Below are 23286 nucleotides of genomic sequence, written 5' to 3'. Positions count from 1 at the left end.
CGGGTTTTTTTATGCTACTGCTATACAAGCAATTGATACCTGCGAGCAACCCGATTGCAACAAGGCATTGGCGCAAGCCTCTAGGGTGGCACCTGTTGTAACCACATCATCAACTAGCAAAATGTGTTTGCCCTTTACCACTGTAGCATCTTTCATTTCAAATACCTCACTCACATTTCGCCATCGGTTAAGCTTTGATTTTCTGGTTTGCGTTTGCGTCTTTACCTTACGCTTTACGAAACTATCTGTGTATGGAATATTTAAACCCTCTGATACACCTTTGGCAAATTCTTCACTTTGGTTATATCCGCGGCTACGCTTGCGACTTGGGTGTAGCGGAACTGGTACAACCAAGTGATAGGTTTGATCATAGCCAGAAACCAATAATTCCTGGGCAAGTACTTTCCCGAGTTTAACTCCGATCTCAGGATGGTTTTTATATTTCAGCTGGTGCAATAATTGTTGCACGCGACTTCCCTTTTTAAAATGATAATAAGCAAAAGCATGTTTCAGTGGCATGCGCAATGAAAGCCGATCATATAAAGGATTAAATGCTTGTTTGTGAAAGTTTGTTTTTGGCATTTCCAACAGGCATTCTGTACAGATAATTTCTTCCCCCTTCAACAAAGAACCTGAGCACGCAAGGCAATAACGCGGATAAAAGAGGGAGAGAAAATCGAGAAAAATATCTTGAACAGCTAACTTCACAACGAAACGATATATTTGCTGAAATTAAGTTACAACAAAATGGGATTAGTTGAAGATTTTAATGGCTATCGCACCAAAATGAATGAGCGCATCATGGCTTCCGATAGCCTGATTATTAAGCGCATTTTTAACCTGGATACCAACGCCTATGCTCCCGGAGCATTGGATGTAAAGTCTAAGGAGTTAATAGGTCTAACTTGCTCTTTGGTTTTGCGATGCGATGATTGCGTACGATATCATTTAGGTAAGTGTAAAGAAGTGGGGCTTACTACTGATGAAGTGCAGGAAGCGATGGGTATATCTACGTTAATTGGCGGAACCATTGTAGTACCTCATTTACGCAGGGCTTTTGAATATTGGGATGAGCTGAGCAAAAATGTTTAAGCGCGATCTTGATTTTGACAGAAAGTGGGCAGGTTTAATGAAGCACCTGCAACAAACCGTAGGCAAACGCCCGAAAGATTTAAATAGCGTGCTCTTTCTTATCGGCATACAAGAACTTGGTAGGGGAGCGCTATACTTTTCTAAGGAAGAAAAACAAGATCTGCTGCACATTGCCATTTGCAAAGTGCTGAGTTTGTCTGGCTACTACGAGCTGGAGGGCCAGGACGAACAAGGCTGGCCACATTGGAAACTTGTCAAAAAATTACCACACGTGGATTTATTATCGCAGGAGACTTTATTAAAAATGCATGTTGTGGAGTTTTTCGAGAAAGAGTACGGTTGGGTATACGAATTACCTGACTCGCTAAAACCTAAAGAAGAATCTCCGGAATAATAATTTGTGTTGTGAAGATCATCACTTATAATATCAACGGCATTCGCGCTGCCTTTCAGAAAGATTTTTTGGGTTGGGTTAAATCTACTAAGGCCGATATACTTTGCCTTCAGGAGGTAAAAGCGAATACCGATCAGGTAGACTTGAGCGCTCTGGAAGATTTGGGCTACCATATTTATTGGCATGCTGCACAAAGAAAGGGTTATAGCGGTGTCGCGATTCTTAGCAAACAAAAGCCTGTACACGTGGAACATGGATGCGGGGAAAGTAAGTATGATGAGGAGGGGCGAATGTTGCGCATCGATTTTGCTGATTTATCCGTCCTCACTACTTATATGCCTTCCGGATCGAGTAGTGAAGAAAGACAATTTTTTAAACTGGGTTGGTTAGAATTCTTTTCCGACTATGCTGAAAAAGTGCAAAAGGATTTTAGCAACCTTGTCATTAACGGTGACTTCAATGTCTGCCATCAGGCCATTGATATTCACAACCCTATTGCCAACAGAAACACGCCCGGCTTCACACCCGAAGAACGTGCCTGGTTCAGTTCTTTTTTAAACTTGGGTTATATCGACACGTTCCGGCATTTCACTAAAGATCCACACCATTATTCATGGTGGTCGTACAGGGCAGGGGCGCGCAGAAAAAATCTTGGTTGGCGAATAGATTATCAAGTGGTGAGTGAGGAAATGATATCACGGCTAAAAAGATGTGTTCATTTACCTGAGGCCAAACACTCCGATCATTGCCCGGTACTTCTGGAATTACACTGATAAAAGAGCGATTGTACCCTTCCCCATAAAAAGCTTGACTTCGCAGAATTAGTCCCTATTTTTAATAGTTGTAAACTTGAACAAGTAGTTTTTCGTTTATCTATTGAAGGACACGTAAAATGGGGGATGAAGTAAAGCGAGTACAGGAAAAGGTATCTGCCTTTAGAAGAAAATATTATCTCAGTATTTTTCTAAAAGGCTCTTTGTTAAGTGCAGCCATCGTGCTGGCTTATTTCTTACTGGCTGCTTTGTTGGAGCACGCCTTGTGGCTCGACTCGTCCATTCGCTTGCTTCTATTTGGTTTGTTTCTCGGACTCATCGCCTTTTGTCTTTATCGTTTCTTGAAAGATCCCCTTCGTTTCTGGGTAGCTAATAAAGGTTTGGATGATGAACAAAGTGCGAGACTAATTGGTGAACAAATTCCCACCGTAAAAGACAGACTAATCAATTTTTTCCAGCTTTCTGCACAGGCAGAAAATTCTATGCTCGGTGCAGCGAGCGTTCGTCAAAAAGCTATAGAGTTCGAACCTTTTTCTTTTGAGGGCGTAATTAACCTAAAAGAGAACCTCCGCTATTTGAAGTACTTATCGATACCACTTGTGGCGGCTTTAATCATTTTAGTATTCAACAGCAGCGTTTTGACCAAGAGCTCTGCCCGCATCCTTCACTTCAATCAAAAGTTCTCACCTGAAGCTCCTTTTAAATTTATCATCAATAATAGCAGCGCACAAGCTTTTGCTAATGAAGATTTTCTGCTTAAAGTAAGTTTAGAAGGAACTGCCATTCCCAGTGATGTATATCTGGTGCGGGGTGATCAGCGAATGAAGCTCGTCAACGAAAAAGACAATAGTTTCACTTACCAATTCGACAGACTACAAGAGGATCTTACTTTTCAATTAGAAGCAGCTGGCTTTTACTCTGATGCTTACACCATAACGGTGGTTAGCAGACCTGAGCTCAGTGATTATAATTTGTTGATTGAGTACCCTAATTATATTCAACGCAAGAAAGAAGAAATTAAAAATGCCGGTAACCTTGAAATACCTGAGGGCACACGCATCACCTGGCGCATTGGAACTAACAACAGCAAAAGTGTTTCACTAAGCTTTGCAAACGATCCTAACTCACCATACCCTTTAACTAACCCCGAAGAAAATCTTTTTACCTTCAGCAAAAACTTTCGCAACAGCACAACTTACGAGTTGGGTCTTAGCAATGAAAACGGATCGAACAAAGATTTAATCCGCTATCAATTGGATGTAGTGAAAGACAAGCATCCGGAATTGTCAGTGCTTTCTTCTAAAGATTCTGTCCTCTATCAATACATCAGCTTAAGTGGTGCCTTGAGTGACGATTATGGAATAAAAAGACTGAATCTTGTCGTACTAGATGAAAACACTAAGAAAGCTTCACGTGAAATAGCCATTCCGATTGTTAACAATCTCTCTCAGCAAAACTTTTTCTTCTTATGGCAGCTTGACACACTTAAGCTCGAAGCGGGTGATCGTATAAATTATTACATAGAGGTTTGGGATAATGACGGTGTAAACGGAAGTAAGTCTACACGATCAGCCACCTACACTTTTGCCCTACCCACAAAAGAGGCGTTGACTGAAAATATTCGTCAGTCAGAAAAGGCAACTCAGCAAAAAATCTCTCAAAGTCAGGCGCGTGCTGCCGAATTGCAAAAGAAACTTGAAGAGGCGAGCAAACAATTAAAGTCGACCCAGAGTATGAACTGGCAGGACAAAAAGAAACTCGAGGATATTCTGCAACAGAAAAAAGAACTTGAAAAGCTACTGGACGAACTCAAACAAGAAAATAAAGACTTACTCGATAAGAAGGATGCTTTTACTGAAGAGAGTGAAAGAATTAAAGAGAAAGCCGAGCAGATTCAAAAATTGATGGAGGAATTGCTAGATGACGAGACCAAGAAATTATTTGAAGAGCTTGAAAAACTGATGAAAGAAAATGCTGACCCACGGCAAATGGAGAAGTTGCTGGATAAGATGCAGAAGAATTCCGGCAACCTGGAGAAGGAATTAGAACGAACCCTTGAACTCTTTAAACAACTTCAACTAGATAGTAAAGTAGAGCAGGCTACAGAGCAGCTCAATAAAAATATTGAAGAGCAAAAACAGCTGTTGGAGAAAACAGAACAAAGCGAAAAGAGCAATAAGGGTAAAGAAGCGGAAAGTAAAAGTAATGAGGCCCTGGCGCAAGAGCAGGAAAAACTTGCTGAAGAGTCCAAACAATTAGGGGATCAGTTAGAGGAAATTAAAGAACTGGATAAAGAGGTTTCAGGTACCAATCTGGATCTGCCAAGTGAGGAACAACAGGAAAACGTGGAACAACAACAACAACAGAGTAAAGAGTCGCTAGAGCAAGGCAAGCCGGGCAAATCAAAAGATGCCCAACAAAAGGCTATTCAGCAAATGCAACAAATGAAGGAGAAGTTGGAAAGCATGCAAAGTGCTATGAGCATGGAAATGGAAATGGCCAACCTCGAAAGCCTTCGTCAGATCATTCACGGTTTAATAAAGCTTTCCTTCGATCAGGAGAACCTCATTAATAATTTCCGAGAATTGAACCAGAGCGATCCTCGTTTTAACCCATTGGCGCAACAACAAATAAAGATCAAAGATGACGCTAAGATATTGGCAGACAGCTTGTTAGCTCTTGGAAAGCGCGATGCTATGATGGGATCATTTATTACCAAAGAAGTAACTGAGCTTAATGATCACCTCGATAAAACCATTGAGGCAAACAAAGAAAGAAGAAGAGGACCAGCACAAAGTGAAATGCAATTCTCTATGACCTCTATTAATAACCTTGCCCTCATGCTTGATGATCATTTCGACATGATGATGCAGATGATGGCCAATGCTAAACCGGGCGCGGGCAAAGGCAAGAAAAAAGGCAAACCACAAAGCTTATCACAAATGCAGCAACAGCTTAACCAGCGCATTCAGGAAATGAAAAATGGTGGTAAGTCTGGCAAAGAATTATCTGAAGAGTTAGCCAAAACCGCTGCAGAACAAGAACGCATTCGCAGGGCACTTCAAGAGTTTCAGGAAAAGATGAAGCAACAAGGCAAAGAAATGCCTGGGGGTGATCTATTAAATAAAATGGAACAAAGTGAAATGGATCTGGTTAATAAGCAGCTTACGGAGCAATTGATCAGAAGACAGAAAGAAATTGAGAGTCGTTTACTTGAGGCTGAACAATCTATGCGTGAACAGGAAGAAGATGAGGAGCGAAAAGGAGAGACAGCCAAGGACTACAATAAAGAAATGCCAAAGGCTTACGAAGAATATTTGCGCCTCAAGGAAAAAGAAGTAGAATTGCTGAAAACCGTGCCTCCTAAGCTTTACCCATATTATAAGCAGGAAGTAAACGAATATTTTAAACGACTGCGCGACCAATAAGTATGAATAGCATTAGTGTTCAAATCCCTTCTATTACTGAGAACATTCGAATGATCGAAAGTTTTATCGACAATGCTAAAGAGCGCTTTCATTTAGACGATGACATTTATGGCAACATTATGATTGCTGTAACTGAGGCGGTTAATAATGCCATTAAGCATGGCAATATGGGCGATTCATCTAAAAACGTATTACTGAGCCTTACATTGGATGATAACCTTCTCAAGTTTAACATTAAAGATGAAGGTCATGGTTTCGATTTCCATAGCCTGCCAGATCCAACCTCACCCGAAAACCTTGAGAAACCAGGTGGAAGAGGCATCTTCTTAATGAAACACCTTTCTGATGAAGTAGCATTCCGAGATAAGGGTAGGGAAGTGGAGCTCAGCTTTTACATGAATGCCTAATGGGCGCTATCCACTTTTTTTACGAAAACATTCCTTTTAAGCTAAAGCAAGCTTTAAAACTTAAAGCCTGGATTAAAGCCACTGTGCAAAAAGAAGGTTTTAAGCTAGGTCAGCTTAACTATATTTTTTGCTCAGACGAGGCCTTGCTAGAACGCAACATTCAGTTTCTAAAACATAAGACCCTAACGGATATCATTACTTTCGATCTTTCTGAAGGGGAGGGGTTAATAGAGGGTGAAATATATATTAGCATAGACCGGGTAAAAGACAATGCAGGCAAATTCTCTAAAACCTTCGAAGATGAGCTTCACCGAGTAATTATTCATGGGGTGCTTCACTTAGTTGGCTATGGCGATAAAAAACCCAAGCTGAAGGCCATTATGCGAGAAAAAGAGGATTACTACCTGAAAAAGCGGAAGCTTTCCTAATTGTTAGTTTAAGGGCATAATCATCACTCTTATTTTTCCCCTACCATTAAGAAGCATTTTACTCTCACTTACAGCAGGAGAAAAGGAAAGAACCAAGAATTGAAAGATTCCATAATTAATTGTTTTTAAAGCCCAACCGTTACGCTTAGCCCTCTCAGGACTAGGGGGAGGCAAACTAGCCTAAAAGAGAAAGCTTTTTTAGACCAATACGCCTTACCAACAGTTTTAAGAAACGTTTTACAGGCTAAGAACTATTGGATAAACATCCCATGTCGAATTCAGTGGGAAGCTTGCTGCTTTATTAATTCCTGCTCCACGGCTAATTAGTATAAAACTTCCCCTGCAATAAATAATGAGAAGACTAACGGTTAGACCGAAAGCTTCAATGGTATTTTCTACTCAATTAATCCAAAACCCCATTATTGCATTTTAACAATATTAATCATTGACATTAATAAGTTGTAGTTCTGAATTCTTGATCTCATGTAAGCATATTACCGTTCCACGTGGAACTAAACACAATGTGGATAAACTTGTGGATTTGTGGATTAATTTAAAGAGGAGGGGGTGACCATGGTAATTAGCCCAATAATTCACACAGCAATGAGTTTTTCGACCCCATCAGACTTACGGAGCTGTTAATGCTAGGATTGATCTCATTCCAATAATTAGTCTCTGGTTTATGGAACTAACAACAATAGTCCAGTATCCTTGAAACATCCCTAACTAAAGTAGGAATGCACGGATAAGGTGACTGTATATACAATCGATACTTAGGTATCTTTGCAGAAGAATTAAGGAATAGAAACAAAGGATTCAAAGCTCAATAGCTTAGTTCCACGTGAAACATATAAATGCCATGTTTAAAGAATACGATATAGTAGTAGTTGGGGCCGGTCATGCCGGATGTGAAGCTGCGGCCGCTGCAGCTAACATGGGGTCGAAAGTAATGCTGGTTACCATGAACATGAACACCATTGGGCAGATGTCATGTAATCCGGCAATGGGTGGTGTGGCTAAGGGTCAAATTGTTAGGGAGATTGACGCGTTGGGAGGATTATCAGGGATTGTGAGTGATAAGTCTATGATTCAGTTCAGAATGCTTAATCGCTCTAAAGGGCCTGCCATGTGGAGTCCCAGAACACAGAATGATAGAATGCGCTTTGCAGAAGAGTGGAGATTAGCCCTAGAGGCAATACCTAATATTGATTTCTGGCAGGAAATGGTTAGTGGCATTGTAGTAAAGGATAAAAGGGTGGTAGGTGTTAGAACAGCCCTGGGTATTGAAATACCCTGCAAGGCTGTTGTGCTTACAAACGGTACTTTCTTGAATGGCCTGATCCATATTGGGGAGAAGAACTTTGGAGGAGGTAGAAGTGCAGAAAAGGCTTCCACTGGAATAACTGAGCAACTAAGAAGTCTGGGCTTCGAATCGGGAAGAATGAAAACCGGAACACCTCCCCGTGTAGATGGACGAAGTCTGGATTACTCCAAAATGGAAGAACAACCAGGAGATGACATCCCTGGTAAATTCTCTTATTTAAGAGAAAGCAAAGCTCCTGCTAAACAGATGAGCTGTTGGATAACCTATACCAACGAAAGTGTTCACGATAAACTAAAAGAAGGCTTTGACAAAAGTCCAATGTTCCAGGGAAGGATTCAGGGATTAGGCCCAAGATATTGCCCGTCTATAGAAGACAAGATTAACCGCTTTGCCGACAGGGAAAGACACCAAATATTTGTGGAGCCTGAGGGCTGGAATACCGTGGAGATCTATGTCAATGGATTCTCAACTTCACTTCCTGAAAATGTTCAATATGAAGCCTTAACTAAGATACCGGGTTTTGAAAATGCCCGCATGTTCAGACCAGGCTATGCCATTGAATACGATTGGTTTCCGCCAACACAACTAAAGATGAGTTTAGAGACTCAACTCATTGATAATCTGTACTTTGCCGGTCAAATCAATGGTACTACAGGCTATGAAGAAGCGGCCTGTCAGGGTCTTATGGCCGGTATAAACGCACATCTTAAAATTAAAGAGCAAGAGCCTCTAATATTACAAAGGTCGGAGGCTTACATCGGTGTGCTTATAGATGACCTCGTTAACAAAGGCACTCAGGAACCATATCGCATGTTTACTTCCAGAGCTGAGTACCGAATTCTGCTAAGGCAGGACAATGCGGACATGAGGCTAACAGAAAAAGGTCGTGCTCTTGGACTTGCAAAGGAAGGACGCTATCAACAGTTTTTAGAAAAGAAAGAGGCTGTACAAAAACTGACTCAAGAACTGAATAACATAAAGGTCAATCCTGATGAAGTTAATGAGGGTTTGGAAAGAGTAGGAAACACTACGATAAAAGAACGCACGCTACTTTCTAATTTATTAAGAAGACCCCACATAGGTTTTAATGAGATCAAATCATTGAACACTGATCTGGCCGTTACCTTTAATAAATTTGATGAGGAAATTCTAGAACAAGTAGAGATCAATTTGAAGTACGAAAGCTATGTAGACCGGGAACAAAAGCTGGCTGACAAAATAGGAGGCCTTGAAAACTACAAGATTAAAGTTGACTTTGATTACGACAGGGTAAAGGCGCTGTCGTCCGAAGCAAAAGAAAAACTAAAGAAAGTGAGACCCGAAACCATCGGTCAAGCTTCACGCATCAGTGGTGTATCTCCGGCTGATATTTCTGTACTAACTGTTTACATGGGCAAATGATAACGCTTACTTCTTGTCCTGCCTGCGATCAAAATGATTTCAAAAACTTTTTGACATGCACTGATTACACTGTTTCTAAAAATCAATTTACGCTGGTACAATGTTCCACGTGTACAATGTTGGCAACCAGCCCACGACCTAAAGATGAGGAACTTAGTAGGTACTATGAGAGCACGGATTACGTCTCTCACACCGCCAAAGGCAATAGCCTTGTCAACTCGATATATTTAATCGCCAGGTCTTTTACTTTAAAAGGAAAAAGAAAACTGGCTCAAAAGTTGGTTCCACAAAAAGGAAATCTGTTAGATATAGGATGTGGAACTGGTGACTTCTTGCAAAGCTGCCTCAATGATAATTGGCAATGTACTGGAGTTGAACCTGGCACTCAGCCCAGGGAACTTGCAGATGCCAAAGGCATTAGGACTTTTGAAAGACTTGACCAGATAAAAGAGAAATATCAGCTCATCACCATGTGGCATGTCTTGGAACATGTGCCAAACCTGAACGAAACACTTTCATCCATTTACAATTTGTTAGACCAATCCGGAACCTTACTGATTGCTGTACCCAATCACCTAAGTTACGATGCAAGGCTCTATAAAAAATACTGGGCTGGATACGATGTACCGAGACACCTCTGGCACTTTAACCAACAGACTATGGAGCGAATTTTGCGAAACAATAATTTCGAACTAAAGCAAATACTACCGATGAAATTAGATTCATTCTACGTCAGCTTACTCAGCGAAGGATATAAAGGGATGGGGATTATACGTTACATTAAAGCCTTGGCCATTGGTTTGTTTTCAAATCTATTTGCTAAAAACAATAAGCAGTATTCAAGCTTAATCTACATCTTCAAAAAATGAACAGAGTCTTAGCCCTTTTATACGTTGTTCTATTAATATCCTGCGCCCAGCAAACCAATCCAACAGGCGGGCCTAAAGATGAAGAACCTCCTGTACTTCTAGAGTCCAACCCTAAAAATGGAAGTGTAAACTTTAAAGGAAACCAAATTGAGCTCACCTTTTCAGAACCCATACAGCTCATGGCTGTAAAGGAGCAACTTATTATTTCTCCAAACATTAAAGAAACCGAAACCAGCTTTGTAAGAAACAAAGTTATCCTCAAACTTAAATCACCGTTGAGAGACAGCACTACTTATACCATAAACTTCAGGGAAGCTGTGCAAGACTTAACGGAAAAGAATATTGCTAAAGATGTTAAGCTGGCCATTAGTACAGGTACATACCTGGATTCGCTAAAAATTTCAGGCCACGTATATGAATTACCTTCAGGTAAACCCATGAAGGATGTGACAATAGCCCTTCATTATCAGAATGACACATTTAATATTTTTAAACATAGAGCAGAGATAGTAACTAAAGCTGATGAAAACGGTGAGTTTGTTATTGAAAACCTAAAGCCAACTAATTACTACTTGTACGCATTTCAAGACAAGAACAAGAATCTTATCGTAGATGGGAGAAATGAGAAATACGGTTTCCTAACTAGAAAATTCTCGTTACTAGAAAATGAAGAAAATATTGAAGTACCCTTAGTATCGCTCGACTCACGAACAATAAAATTCATCAGCGCTAAACCTTTTCAAAATTACTATTATGTAAAAACCAGTAAGGCTATAGCAAGCTATAGCCTTCAATTCTCTGGCCAAGTTAAAAACATCAGTCAGATCGGGGAAGACAAAGCTTCAATTAAAGTCTACAAAAACTTTACAGATGTAGACAGTCTCAATGCGAGGTTCATTATCAGGGATAGCTTAAACAACCAAATAGACACTACTCTTTACGTAAAGTTTAATCCACCAAATCCTCAAGCTAGACTAGACAAATTTACAAGCAGTTTAGACCAGGTTACTATACTAAAAAAGAACAATCAGCTTAATGGACTAATCAAATTTAACAAGCCATTAAAGCAACTAAATCTGGACAGTATTTATTTCAGTGTAGACTCTTTAACACGATACTCAATAGAACAGGCTGATATAAAACTTGATACTCAATTGCTTACCATTACAATCTCAAAACTGTTACCACAACTTGAAGCTGCGAAAAGCTCAGAGGTCATTGAAACCGAAATACCTAAAACTAAAGGTCTCACATCAAAGGGAAATACTGTTTCCAAATTGAATGAATTGATTCTAGGAAAGAGTGCACTAATTAGCGTAGACCAGGACTCATCTGCAAGACTTAATATAAAGCCTAAAATGTTTTCTGAAGAAGACTTAGCAATTACTAATGTTGATAGTAACTCAAAGTCATTATACTATTTTATAGAACTGATAAATAGTAAAGGACAAGTTATTCAAACAGCTTACAATCAAGCAAAATTTAGTTTTACCAACATAGAGCCTGGTGAATACAGCGTTCGATTAATCGAAGACATTAACAATAATGGAAAATGGGATGCAGGTAATTACTTTAAAAGTGAAGAGCCGGAACCAATATTCTACTATTTCGATGATACCGGAAGCCCTAAATTCAATATAAAAGCAAATTGGGAGTATGGTCCTTTGTTGATAGATACCGAAAAAGGTGTGAATAACTTGGGCACAAAGAAAGAGAAAAGCAATTAAGTAAACACAAACACTAAAAAGCACGTTTCTATGTGGACAGGTCGTACTTCATCAACATATCATACTTTGCAACCTATCAACGATATTCTAATACACAATAAAACTTATTGTTGATAAAACACTTAACTTATTCAAAATTAGATCCTTGTAATCCACATAATAAAAACAAAGCATACAAATAATAGACGAAGGTACTTTATCCACAAAAACACATGACCTATTATAATTACATATATATATATATAATAAAGATAATAAGGAAATACACATTGTGTGTTCTCGTATCACTTCCATTTTTTGTTTTAGGACAAGAACAAAAAGATGTTCAACTTGCCAACGAATATTTACTGAAGGGCGAAAAATTAAAGGCGGCTGAACTGTACAGAGAGCTCGCAAAAAATTCTGCAAACACTGCACTTATTCACAACAACTTTATTAACACACTGATTGATCTTGCAGAATTTAATGAGGCGCAAGACTATCTAAAAAAATTATTAAAACGTGAGCCGGAACAATTACTATTTAAACTTGATGTTGGTCGCGTAATGATGCGGTCGGGCGAAGTACAAAAGGCTGATAAATATTTTAAGGATTTGATACAAGAGAGCAAACAAAGTTTAGGCAGAATAAAAATAATGAACGACTACTTTATGGCGCGTTCGTTATTTGATTATGCCATTATTGCACTTTTGGAAAGCAGAGATGAGCTGGGTAACCCTGCCATGTATTGCCTTGAGCTAGCCACACTGTACCGCATTAAGGGCGAGAAGGAAAAAATGACAGAAGAGTACTTGAATTATGCTACACAAAATGTAGGCAACAGTCAGTACATAAAAAACGTTTTACAAGTATTGTTAACTAAGCCCGAAGAACTGGAAGTGCTTGAAGCACTATTGTACAGAAAGGTGCAAGAAGATCCAGAACAACAAGTCTATACAGATTTGTTAATTTGGGTAATGCTGCAACAAAAAAATTTCTATGGTGCATTTGTTCAAGCAAGGGCTTATGACAGACGTTACAAAACAGGTGGAACGAGAAGTCTTGAAATTGCTGAGGTTGCCCTTAACAATAAAGATTATGAAAATGCTAGCAGAATATTTCGGTTTGTAAAAGATGCTTTTAAAAATAACGAGAATCAACAGGAGGCACAGCTCGGTTACATCCGTTCACGCGAAGCCAGGTTGCGTGATAGTTATCCCATCCAAAAAGATTCTGTTGAAACGTTAATTACTGCTTATTGGGATTTCATAAAACAAAATCCAAAACAACCTGTAGCGCTCGATGCCTTGCGAAACATTGGCGTGATGAAGGCTGAATATTTGCAAGAAACAGATACAGCTATTGCAATATTGACCAAATTAATAGCTGATGCTTACACACCTCTTCAGATTAAATCACGCGCGAAATTAGATCTCGCTGATATTTATATTTTTAAGGAGGAGCCTTGGGAAGCAGCCTTGCTTTATGCTCAGGTTGAAAAAACGCATAAGGAAACTACACTTGCCTACGAGGCCAAACTTAAAAATGCCAAACTATCATACTATCGAGGTGATTTTATGTTAGCCCAAGAGCACCTTGATATTTTGAAGGAAGCAACCACGCGCGAAATAGCCAATGATGCTATGGACCTGAGCATGCGCATCAAAGAAAATATTGCGATTGACTCGGCCGGACTTGCTTTACGAGAATTTGCGAAAGTAGAATTACTCTTAAAGCAAAACAAAATGGAAGAAGCTTTGGCAAGACTTTCATCAATTCAGGAAGGACATAGCTTGGTAAGAGATTTAGATAAAGAAGATAAGTTTTTAAGAAACATAGATCCAAGCGATACTGTCTATGTTACTTTTACAAACTATGCCATTAAGGACGACTGTTACTGGCTGGAAGCACAAATTAAGCTTCGACAAAATAAACCTGAGGAAGCACAAAAATTACTACAAAAAATTTTAGAAGAATACCCTGAAGATATACTTGCTGACGATGCCTTTTTTACAATAGGCGAAATTTATGAACGTCATTTGAATGATAAGGATAAAGCGATGGATCAATATCAAAAAATGTTGGCGCAGTATCCAGGCAGCGTATATGTTGCTGAGGCGAGAAAAAGATTTCGCGAGCTACGCGGTGACTTTAAGCAGGAAGAACCCAAATTATAGTTTTCAAAAAGGCTACGGTTCGTACCCACTATTTAACTTTTCAGGCACAAAAATGATCAACCTGCGAGTTCCTGACTAAAATACCCCTAAAGAGCCCGTTGTACGTGTGATTTTAACTAAACAAAAAGTTATGACACACAACAACTATTTATCACGCACCTTATTCATGGGGCGAATTATTGTTCTTACGTTACTCATGGCTTTTACTGCCATTAGTTGCGATGACGATGATGAAGTCAACAGACAAAACATTGTGCAATTAGCACAAGGAAACTCGAATTTAAGTTCGCTTGTGCAGGCGCTTACAAGGTTTCCTGATCTGGTTACAACCTTAAGCACATCTGGCAACTTTACAGTATTTGCTCCCGACAATGCTGCCTTTGATGACCTGCTTACTTTTTTAGAATTAGAGAGCATTGACGAAATTCCACAAGATATCTTAAGAGATGTTTTGGAATACCACGTGATTGCTTCAGCTAAATTAAACTCAAGTCAATTACAATCACAAAGTTATGCAACTGTAAATGGAGAGTCGGTTGCTGTTGTTGTGAGCGCCAATGGCGTTGTCCTAAATGGCTCTACTAACGTAACTACAGCAAATGTTGATGCATCTAATGGTGTTGTTCACGTGATAGACGCAGTCTTAGTGCCTGCAGCAGTGCTTGAAATACTGACAGCACCAACACAAAACATCGTTCAATTGGCTCAGGCTACACCTAGTCTTTCAACTTTAGTTGCTGCGCTTACAAAATTTCCTGATTTAGTAACTACGCTAAGTGGTAACGGTGCTTTTACTGTGTTTGCTCCAACTAACGAAGCTTTCGCAAATCTTTTGACAGTTATTGGTCAACCTTCATTGGATGTTATTCCTGAGTCGGTATTAAGAAAGATTTTAGAATACCACGTAGTTGCTAGTGCAGCAGTTGCTTCAACTGACTTAACAAATGGTACTGTAAATACAGTAAGCCAGGAATTAATTCAAGTTAACGTTAGCAGTGGAGTTGTATTAAATGGAAACTCAACTGTTACTACTGCCGACATTGAGGCAACCAATGGAATAGTGCACGTTGTTAACGCAGTATTGGTTAATCCTTCTATTTTACCAATTGTAAATACGGTAGTAGAACCAGCATACTTCAACAAAGATTTTTCTACGCTAACTGCTGCAGTCGTGCAAGCTGGTTTATTAAATGCATTGATAGATCCTGCCGCTAATCTTACTGTATTTGCACCTAACAATGCAGCTTTTGAAGCAGCTGGCATCACAACCTTGCCAACAGACAATAATGATTTAGCGGACATATTGTTATACCATGTTTTAGGAACAGAAGTACTTGCTGCAGGATTACCAACAGGTAGTGCGAACATTGAAACGCTCTTAGAAAAAGATTTCTATCTGAGCAACAATGGTACAGCTGGTGTTTTCATCAATGGTAAAACAGAAGTAATTGCTACAGATATTCAGGCAAGCAACGGTGTAGTACATGTAATCAATAGAACATTGTTGCCACCAACGCAAAATATTGCTCAGATAGTTATTGCTAGTGCTGGAGCAGCGGAGCCTCAATTCACCCAATTATTGGCGGCTTTACAATTGGTACCATCATTGGTGGATGCCGCTTCTGATGAGTCGGCTAACTTAACTGTGTTTGCACCAACCGATGCCGCTTTTGAAGCATTATATACAACATTAAGTGTTGAAGATTTAGACGGTGTTGTAAATGCTATTGGCCAGGATGGTTTGGAAAAAGTACTCAAACATCACATAGTTGGAGCACGTGCTTTCTCAACAGACCTTCAATCAGGATCTTTAGCAACCCTGGAGCAATCAGTAAATGTTAACGTATCAACGTTAACAATTACAGGGGCATCTGGAAGTGCCAATGAGGCTGGTTTAGTAGCAGCATCGCTCAATATTTTGGCAACCAATGGTGTTGTTCATGTAATTGATACAGTATTGGTACCTGAGCTATAATCACGGTTGTTTGGTTGTGAAAAGCCTTAGCCTTCGGGCGGGCTTTTCATATTATATTTGTTTCATATATTCATTGAAAGTATTAAGACTGTGTTTTCAGTTCGCCATCGCCTACTCTACATACTACTGCTAGCAGGATATTCTTTCTTTAACATCCTGTTTACGGTAGGTAATCAGTTTTTCGACTTTAAACTGGAAAGCCCTTACCTTTTTGCAGTTTTATTTGTTGTGGTATTGGGCGTGTGGGAGACTAACCGTTGGGCAAGCGAAAAAATTGAGAAGAAAGGACAAGGTCAGAAAATTCACCCACTGATTTCACTTTTTTTAATCAGCCTTATTAATGTTGCTTTTATAGCCTTACTCTCTCTTTATTTATTGTATCTGGCATTGGGAATGCCATTTATAATTAACACAACACACATTACACTTTTACTAGCATTCGGTTTCCGAGTTAACCTTTTTCTTAACTGTGTAAATGCCATTGTTTACTTCATGGAAAAACTGAAGCGCGCACAAGTTGAAGCGGCTGAGTTAAAACAGCAAAGCACTGAAGCAAAGTTCGAGGCATTGCGTAATCAGATTAATCCACATTTTCTATTTAACAGTTTTAACGTGCTATCGTCTTTGATTTATAAAGATGTAGACAAATCAGCAAAATTTATTGATCAGCTATCTTCTGTTTATCGGTACTTGCTGAGCAGTCAAAATAAAAAACTGGTTTTGCTCGAAGAAGAGATTACGTTTATTGATGCGTACCTATATTTATTACATATTCGTTTTGGAGAAAGCCTACAAGTGAATATTAGCATTGAAGAAGAGAAAAATAAGTTGTTTGTAGCACCATCCTCGCTTCAATTATTGGTAGAAAACGCCATTAAACATAATGTGCTTTCTAAAAAGGAAATACTCAGGTTAAGTATTATAACTAATGGAAACCAATTAATTATAACAAATAATCTTCAGGAAAAGCTGGATAAAGAACCTTCAACACAGGTTGGATTGAAAAACATAAAGAGCCGTTATATGTTTTTAACAAGTGATCCGGTAGAGGTGATTAAAACTGAGGATTCATTTACGGTGAAACTTCCCTTATTGGAGGTGGAAAGAATATGAAAATATTAATTGCAGAAGATGAGCCTCTGGCAAGCGAAAGACTTGTCAGACTATTGCATTTATGCGCTGATGATTTTACGATTTTAGCCCAAACGGATAGTGTTTCAGAAACAGTATCTTTTTTGAATGAGGGTAACGACCCTGACTTATTGTTGTTAGATATACAGTTAGCTGACGGAAAGAGTTTTAGTATACTAGAGCAAACTAAAACGGACATTCCCATTATTTTTACTACAGCCTTTGATGAATACGCGCTAAAGGCTTTTAAATTTCATAGCATTGATTATTTGTTAAAACCAATTCAACAAAGTGAACTAAAGGCAGCGCTGGAAAAGTTTAGGAGAACTAAGGAATCGAAAACTAATGCTTCAATAGATATTTTGTCGCTGAAGAAAACATTAGACGATCTAAACAAGAAGTACAAGTATCGTTTTGTAGCAAAAGCAGGAAATAAGTTGGTGTTTATTGAATCCACACAGGTGGCATTCTTTTATGTAGAGGGCAAGATGGTTTATGCTGTGGCAAAGACTGATGGAAAAAAGCTCCTCCTGGATTCAACACTGGATGAAGTGGAAAATTTGTTAGACCCACTTTTATTTTTTAGAATTAGCAGAAAATTTATTGTAGCAGCATCAGCGATTAGTGAAGTGAAAGGGAATGTAGCAAACATGGAAGTTAAGCCTTCTGTAACTACTGACATGGAATTGACAGTTAGCAGAGAACGTGCAGCACAATTCAAGCAATGGCTTGATCAATAAGCACAACCACCAATCAAATAGTATAAATGAAAAAGCTTTTTTTCCTTCTTGCCCTGGTATTCTACATCCATCGGGTAAAAGCTCAGGATACAATGAATCAACTATCAATAGAGGAACAGATTCTTGCTTTACAAACTGATGTGAATGATATAAAGTTAAATCTCAATCTATCAGAGAAAAAATTTAAGCGCGGTATAGCCACAGCAACAATTGGTTATACTGTAACTATTGCCGGAGGTTTAATGCTGGGTAGAAAAAATGATGACCTAGGTAAAGTTTTATTGGTGACTGGAGGCGTAACAGGTATCACCGGTACTATTCTGATGGTTGATGCATTTAAATATTTGGGCCGAATAGGTAAGCCGAAAGTAAAACGATAAGCTAACGTGGTTTAAGTCAAAACTTAATCTTAGCATAATCAACAGCAATACTTCTATCTATACATTTGAGCACTAATAGTCCCCAGATGTTAGAATTTTTTAAACGCCTTAAAATCAGGGCAAAGCTTTTAGCTGCCTTTGGATCGATAATACTATTATCCGTTTTGCTAACGGTCTACGCCATTGTAGCCATTAAAGATATTTTGAAGATTAAGTCTCTGGCAAGTGAGGCTGAAAATCTTTCAACAAATCTGGTACGCATTGAATTAGCCTCTAAAGAGTTTATAACAGAAGGTTACAAGGAAAAATATTTTCAGGAGTTTTCAAAGAATGAACATATCGATGCTTTTAATAAGTCGTTGGCGCAGACTAATGAAAACCTCCAATTGTTGTCAGTCAGTGAACTACTAACCAATCCTGAGTTAAAAAGAAAGATTGATGAAATAGCCAACTCTAATCAGCTTAGTGAAGGCTTTCAAGAGATGATCGAATTATTAAAGATTCGCGGCTTTAAGGATTTTGGTTTAGAAGGCCAATTGCGCGAGTCAATACATAGCGTGGAAAAATCAGATCATGATTTTGATAAAGCATTGATGCTAACGTTGCGGAGACATGAGAAGGATTTCTTTTTACGCAAAGAACTCAAATATCAAAATGACTTTAATACCTCGGCTAAAGAATTTGAAGAAACGCTTGTAAATCAAAATGACACAATCTTGGCTAGACTTCTGCTCAATTATCAAAATCGGTTTAACGAGGTAGTGGAAATTGAAAAGCAAATAGGCCTTTCCTCGAAGGAGGGTAAAAAGGGAAATTATTTTAATACGCTTAAGAAAATAAAAGAAGACGTAGAACTGATTCAGAAAAGTGTAGCCGCACAATCAGAAAATCAAATTGCACATTCAAGACTTCTTCTTATCATTATTTTTATCATCCAACTACTTCTAGCCACTGTACTTTCAATCAGTTATGCAAATGTAATAACGGCAGTTATAAAGGAGTTGCGATCGGCTATGGCAACATTAGCTGATGGAAGATTTCCTGCACCGTTGCTTGTTCGAACAAAAGAAGAAATTGGTCAGACCAAAACAGCTTTCAACCAAATGCTGGATCGTTTAAAAGTAGCCAGTAAGTTTGCAGAAAACCTGGGCAATGGTCAACTACATCAAGAATATGATGATGCCTATAAAAACGATGTACTGGCAAAGTCCATTATTGCTATGCAGCAAAAATTAAATGAAACAGAAAGGGTGCAAGCAAAAATAAATTGGACAAATGAGGGGGCAGCTCAATTTAATGAGATTATTAAAAACGAAAATGTTGAAGTGACTATGCTAAGTGATACTATATTGAGACAACTAATTAACTATTTAAAGGCAAATCAGGGTGCTATGTATTTGGTTGATGAAAACGATAATAGCCTTGATAGAATAGCAACTTATGCTTATGGAAGGAAAAAAATTATTGGCGAGAAACTTTCAATAGAAGATGGTCTATTAGGTCAGTGCTATCAGGAGAAGGAAAGTATTTATTTAAAAGAAGTTCCAGTAGATTTTATAAAAATAACTTCCGGCCTTGGTGAAGCAGCACCAACAAATATATTAATAACACCTTTAAAAGCGCGCGAAAAGGTAGTAGGCTTAATTGAGCTAGCCTCTTTTAATGTTTTTGAAAAGCATGAAATTGATTTTGTTAAGAAAATGTCAGAGAGTATTGCCAGTATTTTAGTGAGCCGACAAATTGCTGACCATACAAAGCGCTTACTTGAAGAAGCCAGACAACGGGAACAAGAACTCGCGCAGCGCGAGGAGGAGATGAGACAAAATGCAGAAGAACTATTGGCCACTCAAGAAGAAATGCAGCGACAAAGAAGAGAACTTGAACGTGAGATAAAAACACTCAAGTCTAAATTGTCGCTGCATGAAATTTCACTTAACTGATTATTCACTTCTTAACGAGTTAACCGGGTTAGATAGGGCTGCACGTATGGATTGGTAACTCATGGTTATCCAGGCGATGCCAAAAGCCACTACACCAGCCAACATATATACCCACCAGGCAACATTCACTTTATACTCATAAGATTGTAACCATTCGTTTACACCCCACCATGCAAAAGGTGTGGCCAACACAAAAGCAATTAGAACCAGTTTTCCATAATCTTTGGAGAGCATAATTACAATACTGCTCACGCTGGCACCTAATACCTTTCTGATGCCAATTTCTTTAGTGCATTGTTCCGCAGTAAAGGCGGTTAGCGCAAATAAACCTAAGCAAGCTATGATTATAGCAACACTTGAGAAAATTCCGAAAATTGAGCCCAACCTGCTTTCAGCAGCATACATCTTACCAAAACTATCGTCTAAAAATTGATACGTGAAAGGTTGGCCAGGAGCCATTTCTTTCCATTCTTTCTCCAGCATACTAATAACTTCTTCTGCATTGGCTGATTGAAAACGAACAGATAAATATCCACTTGGTCTTTTGGAGAGGAACATCATAAGGGGTGTAACACTTTGTTTTAATGATTCAAAATGAAAATCCTCGACAACACCAATTACGGTAAGTACACGCAGATTGCCCTTATTCAAATCACCATTGCTATCATCACCAAAAGTATTTACACGTTTTCCAATAATGCTTTCGTTAAAAGAGAGTGCTTTAGCAGCGGATTCATTTAGAATAACCGCGTTTGAATCTGATGGGAAGATGTGCGAAAAATCGCGACCCTCTTTAATACTCATACCAAAGGTTTTTATGTAATCGTGATCGACTTGCCAATTTTGTAAGCTTACCATATTTTCCTGATTCGCTTCTTTTCCCTCTATCCACCATGGTGTATCACTTCGGTTGCTTCCAGCAACAGGTAAGTACCCTGCAATGGAGGCATTCTCTATGAAACTATGGCGCATGATTTCCTCCTTGTAGGTTAAACGCTGATTACCTAAAGCATAGATGTCATCTACCATAATTACCTGATCTTTATTAAAACCAAGCTTTTTGGTTTGGATATAATCCAGCTGCATGTAAACGACAGCTGTTGCAATAACCAGAAAAATCGAAATCATAAACTGGAATACAACCAGAGAGCTTCGAATGAAACCACTTTTCATACCAAGTGCAACATTACCCTTTAAAACATTAACTGGTTTAAAAGCTGATAAAAAGAATGAAGGATAAACACCAGCCAAAAATCCGACAACAATAGCACCAGTAAGAATAAATAAATAGAAGAAAGGCTGAGTAAGAGGCAAGCTTAATTCACGTGCTGCAAGATTATTAAATAGAGGAAGTAACAAATAGGCAAGACCAATTGCCAGAATAAACGAAAAAAGACTGAGCAGTAGCGACTCCATTAAAAACTGTCGCATTAAATGAGAGCGTAGCGAGCCCATTACTTTTCGCACACCAACTTCTTTTGCACGATTGGCAGATCGCGCTGTTGATAAATTCATGAAATTGATGCTGGCAATTATTAAAATGAACAAAGCGATGGCAACAAACAAATAAATATAAGTGATATCAAAATTTGGTTCGAATTCACCTTGAAGTGAACTGTACAAATGAATATCAGACAGAGCTTGCGTTGTGTATACTAATTTGTTTCCAGCCTCAGCGAATTTCTCAGGTGTGAAATCATCTAATACTTCCTTCATTTGAGGCATCACATGCTTGGTAATCAAATCAGGAAATTTCTCTTCAAGATTTTTAACGTTGGCACCATCGCGAAGTAAAAAATAGGTTTGAAAATTATTGCTGAACCAAACCGGGCTTTTTGCTTCATCCAAGCCAGCCATAGCAATAAGTACATTAAAATGAAAATGACTGGTAGCAGGCATATCCTGATACACAGCAGTAACTTTCATAGTCATGTTATTATCAAGAATAAGCGTTTGTCCAATAGCCTCTTCATTAGGAAAAAACTTATCGGCAATTTCTTTGCTGATAGCAATTGATTTGGGCTCAGCCAGGGCTGTTTCAGGATTACCTGCAATAAGCGGAACTGTGAAGATTTTAAAGAAGTCTTTGTCAGTCCAGATGACCTTACTCTCTTTAATGTTATCGGCTTCGCGTTTAATCAAATACGAACCTTGCTCACGAAAACGAACAGCCGCCTCAACTTCCGGATAATCACTAGCCAAGGTTGCTGCCATTGGCGCTGGTGCATACGTCATGTCATAATGATTACCAGCAAAATCAATTTCGGCATGGATTCTGTAAATTCTATCAACCCTTTCATGATGACGATCATATCGTAATTCATTGAGCACGAAAAGAAGAATGACCAGACAGATACTAATGCCAACCGACAAACCAGCCACATTAATAAATGAATAGAAACTATGCTTGCGGAGGTTTCGCAAGGCAATGGTGAAGTAGCTGCGTAACATGATTTTTATTTGAGTGTTTTGTTGGCTAATGGTTTGAAGTTGCGTTTGCCGCAGGCCGGTAGTATGACCGAACTGCTGAAGTACTGCATGATAGGCATCTAGGAAACGAACATTTCCCTGCATTTTTTCTTCTACCGCAGAGCAAATATGATCGACAAATTCATGCTGCAAATCATCATGCACAATGCCCCGATAATTCAGGTCTTTAATAATATAATCAATATGGTCATTGGTTAGCTGCATCAAGCTAGTTTGACTTGTAAAACGTTAGACATCGTTTTAATAAAATCAGTCAGTTCGGCTACACGCTCTTTCACCAGACTTTTACCCTGAGGTGTAAGGGTGTAATACTTGCGTATCCGCTTTCCAATGTTTTCTGTTTCAGTTTTTAAAATGCCTTCAGCTTCCAGTTTATGAAGTGCTGGATAAAGCGCACCTTCAGTCAGCAAAATTCTTTCATCCGATAATTCTTTTACACGCTGCGTAATTTCATAGCCGTACATACGGCCATGATCCTTAAGCACTTTTAATACGATAGTCTGAAGGGTGCCTTTTAATAGTTCTGGTGAATGCATAGAAGCCTAATACATAATAGTCTTAGGCATTAGACGTTCGAAAAGACCAAAAGGTTGCACGGACGGCCAAAAACCTTGACCTAAGCCATTTCCGC

The 23286-nt window shown here is 38.8% G+C and carries 18 protein-coding genes; 15 read left to right on the top strand and 3 right to left on the bottom strand.

Annotation, left to right across the window (positions count from 1 at the left end):
• Window positions 1-9: 9 nt before the first annotated feature.
• Window positions 10-708, bottom strand: a complete 699-nt coding sequence (locus SanaruYs_RS06440) for a ComF family protein (RefSeq protein WP_246011859.1) — start codon at window positions 706-708, stop codon at window positions 10-12.
• A gap of 39 nt (window positions 709-747) precedes the next feature.
• On the opposite strand from SanaruYs_RS06440, the gene SanaruYs_RS06435 reads away from it, so the two are divergent.
• From SanaruYs_RS06435 to SanaruYs_RS06365, 15 genes are all read left to right on the top strand, one after another.
• The gene (locus SanaruYs_RS06435; protein WP_127121703.1) at window positions 748-1092 is read left to right on the top strand and encodes a carboxymuconolactone decarboxylase family protein; all 345 of its coding nucleotides are present in this window, start codon (window positions 748-750) and stop codon (window positions 1090-1092) included.
• Window positions 1085-1486, top strand: a complete 402-nt coding sequence (locus SanaruYs_RS06430; protein ID WP_127121702.1) for a hypothetical protein — start codon at window positions 1085-1087, stop codon at window positions 1484-1486. Before SanaruYs_RS06435 ends, SanaruYs_RS06430 begins: the two co-directional genes overlap by 8 nt.
• A gap of 11 nt (window positions 1487-1497) precedes the next feature.
• Window positions 1498-2259, top strand: coding sequence for an exodeoxyribonuclease III (locus SanaruYs_RS06425; RefSeq protein ID WP_127121701.1), 762 nt, complete (start codon window positions 1498-1500; stop codon window positions 2257-2259).
• A gap of 119 nt (window positions 2260-2378) precedes the next feature.
• A complete protein-coding gene (locus SanaruYs_RS06420; RefSeq protein ID WP_127121700.1) occupies window positions 2379-5687 on the top strand; it encodes a DUF4175 family protein in 3309 nt (1102 codons plus the stop codon).
• Window positions 5688-5689: 2 nt separating this feature from the next.
• Window positions 5690-6094, top strand: coding sequence for an ATP-binding protein (locus SanaruYs_RS06415; protein WP_127121699.1), 405 nt, complete (start codon window positions 5690-5692; stop codon window positions 6092-6094).
• A complete protein-coding gene (ybeY, locus tag SanaruYs_RS06410) occupies window positions 6094-6522 on the top strand; it encodes an rRNA maturation RNase YbeY (protein ID WP_127121698.1) in 429 nt (142 codons plus the stop codon). The genes SanaruYs_RS06415 and ybeY overlap by 1 nt, the downstream gene beginning before the upstream one ends.
• Window positions 6523-7381: 859 nt before the next feature.
• Window positions 7382-9247 (top strand): tRNA uridine-5-carboxymethylaminomethyl(34) synthesis enzyme MnmG, encoded by a 1866-nt coding sequence (gene mnmG / locus SanaruYs_RS06405; RefSeq protein WP_127121988.1) that lies wholly within the window; start codon window positions 7382-7384, stop codon window positions 9245-9247.
• A gap of 116 nt (window positions 9248-9363) precedes the next feature.
• Entirely contained in the window at window positions 9364-10116 is a 753-nt protein-coding gene (locus SanaruYs_RS06400; protein ID WP_160118599.1) for a class I SAM-dependent methyltransferase, read from the top strand.
• Window positions 10113-11843, top strand: a complete 1731-nt coding sequence (locus SanaruYs_RS06395; RefSeq protein ID WP_127121696.1) for an Ig-like domain-containing protein — start codon at window positions 10113-10115, stop codon at window positions 11841-11843. Before SanaruYs_RS06400 ends, SanaruYs_RS06395 begins: the two co-directional genes overlap by 4 nt.
• A 269-nt stretch (window positions 11844-12112) precedes the next feature.
• The gene (locus SanaruYs_RS06390; RefSeq protein ID WP_160118598.1) at window positions 12113-13999 is read left to right on the top strand and encodes a tetratricopeptide repeat protein; all 1887 of its coding nucleotides are present in this window, start codon (window positions 12113-12115) and stop codon (window positions 13997-13999) included.
• 130 nt (window positions 14000-14129) lie between these two features.
• On the top strand, window positions 14130-15974 hold the full coding sequence (locus SanaruYs_RS20450) for a fasciclin domain-containing protein (protein ID WP_127121694.1): 1845 nt from the start codon (window positions 14130-14132) through the stop codon (window positions 15972-15974).
• A gap of 90 nt (window positions 15975-16064) precedes the next feature.
• Window positions 16065-17087, top strand: coding sequence for a sensor histidine kinase (locus SanaruYs_RS06380; protein WP_127121693.1), 1023 nt, complete (start codon window positions 16065-16067; stop codon window positions 17085-17087).
• Window positions 17084-17845, top strand: coding sequence for a LytR/AlgR family response regulator transcription factor (locus SanaruYs_RS06375; RefSeq protein WP_127121692.1), 762 nt, complete (start codon window positions 17084-17086; stop codon window positions 17843-17845). The genes SanaruYs_RS06380 and SanaruYs_RS06375 overlap by 4 nt, the downstream gene beginning before the upstream one ends.
• A gap of 26 nt (window positions 17846-17871) precedes the next feature.
• Window positions 17872-18225 carry a hypothetical protein gene (locus SanaruYs_RS06370; protein ID WP_127121691.1) on the top strand — a complete coding sequence of 118 codons (354 nt, stop codon included), beginning with the start codon at window positions 17872-17874 and terminating at the stop codon, window positions 18223-18225.
• An 86-nt stretch (window positions 18226-18311) separates the two neighbouring features.
• Window positions 18312-20165 carry a GAF domain-containing protein gene (locus SanaruYs_RS06365; RefSeq protein ID WP_127121690.1) on the top strand — a complete coding sequence of 618 codons (1854 nt, stop codon included), beginning with the start codon at window positions 18312-18314 and terminating at the stop codon, window positions 20163-20165.
• Here SanaruYs_RS06365 and SanaruYs_RS06360 read toward each other — a convergent pair whose 3' ends face one another.
• Both SanaruYs_RS06360 and SanaruYs_RS06355 read right to left on the bottom strand, forming a co-directional pair.
• A complete protein-coding gene (locus SanaruYs_RS06360) occupies window positions 20166-22859 on the bottom strand; it encodes an ABC transporter permease (RefSeq protein ID WP_218022383.1) in 2694 nt (897 codons plus the stop codon).
• Window positions 22859-23191: a PadR family transcriptional regulator gene (locus SanaruYs_RS06355; RefSeq protein ID WP_127121689.1), complete on the bottom strand. Its 333-nt coding sequence runs from the start codon at window positions 23189-23191 to the stop codon at window positions 22859-22861. Before SanaruYs_RS06355 ends, SanaruYs_RS06360 begins: the two co-directional genes overlap by 1 nt.
• Window positions 23192-23286: the final 95 nt, after the last annotated feature.

This window comes from Chryseotalea sanaruensis (assembly GCF_003990915.1).
Classification (GTDB): domain Bacteria; phylum Bacteroidota; class Bacteroidia; order Cytophagales; family Cyclobacteriaceae; genus Chryseotalea; species Chryseotalea sanaruensis.
This window is presented reverse-complemented; position numbering and strand designations above follow the sequence as displayed.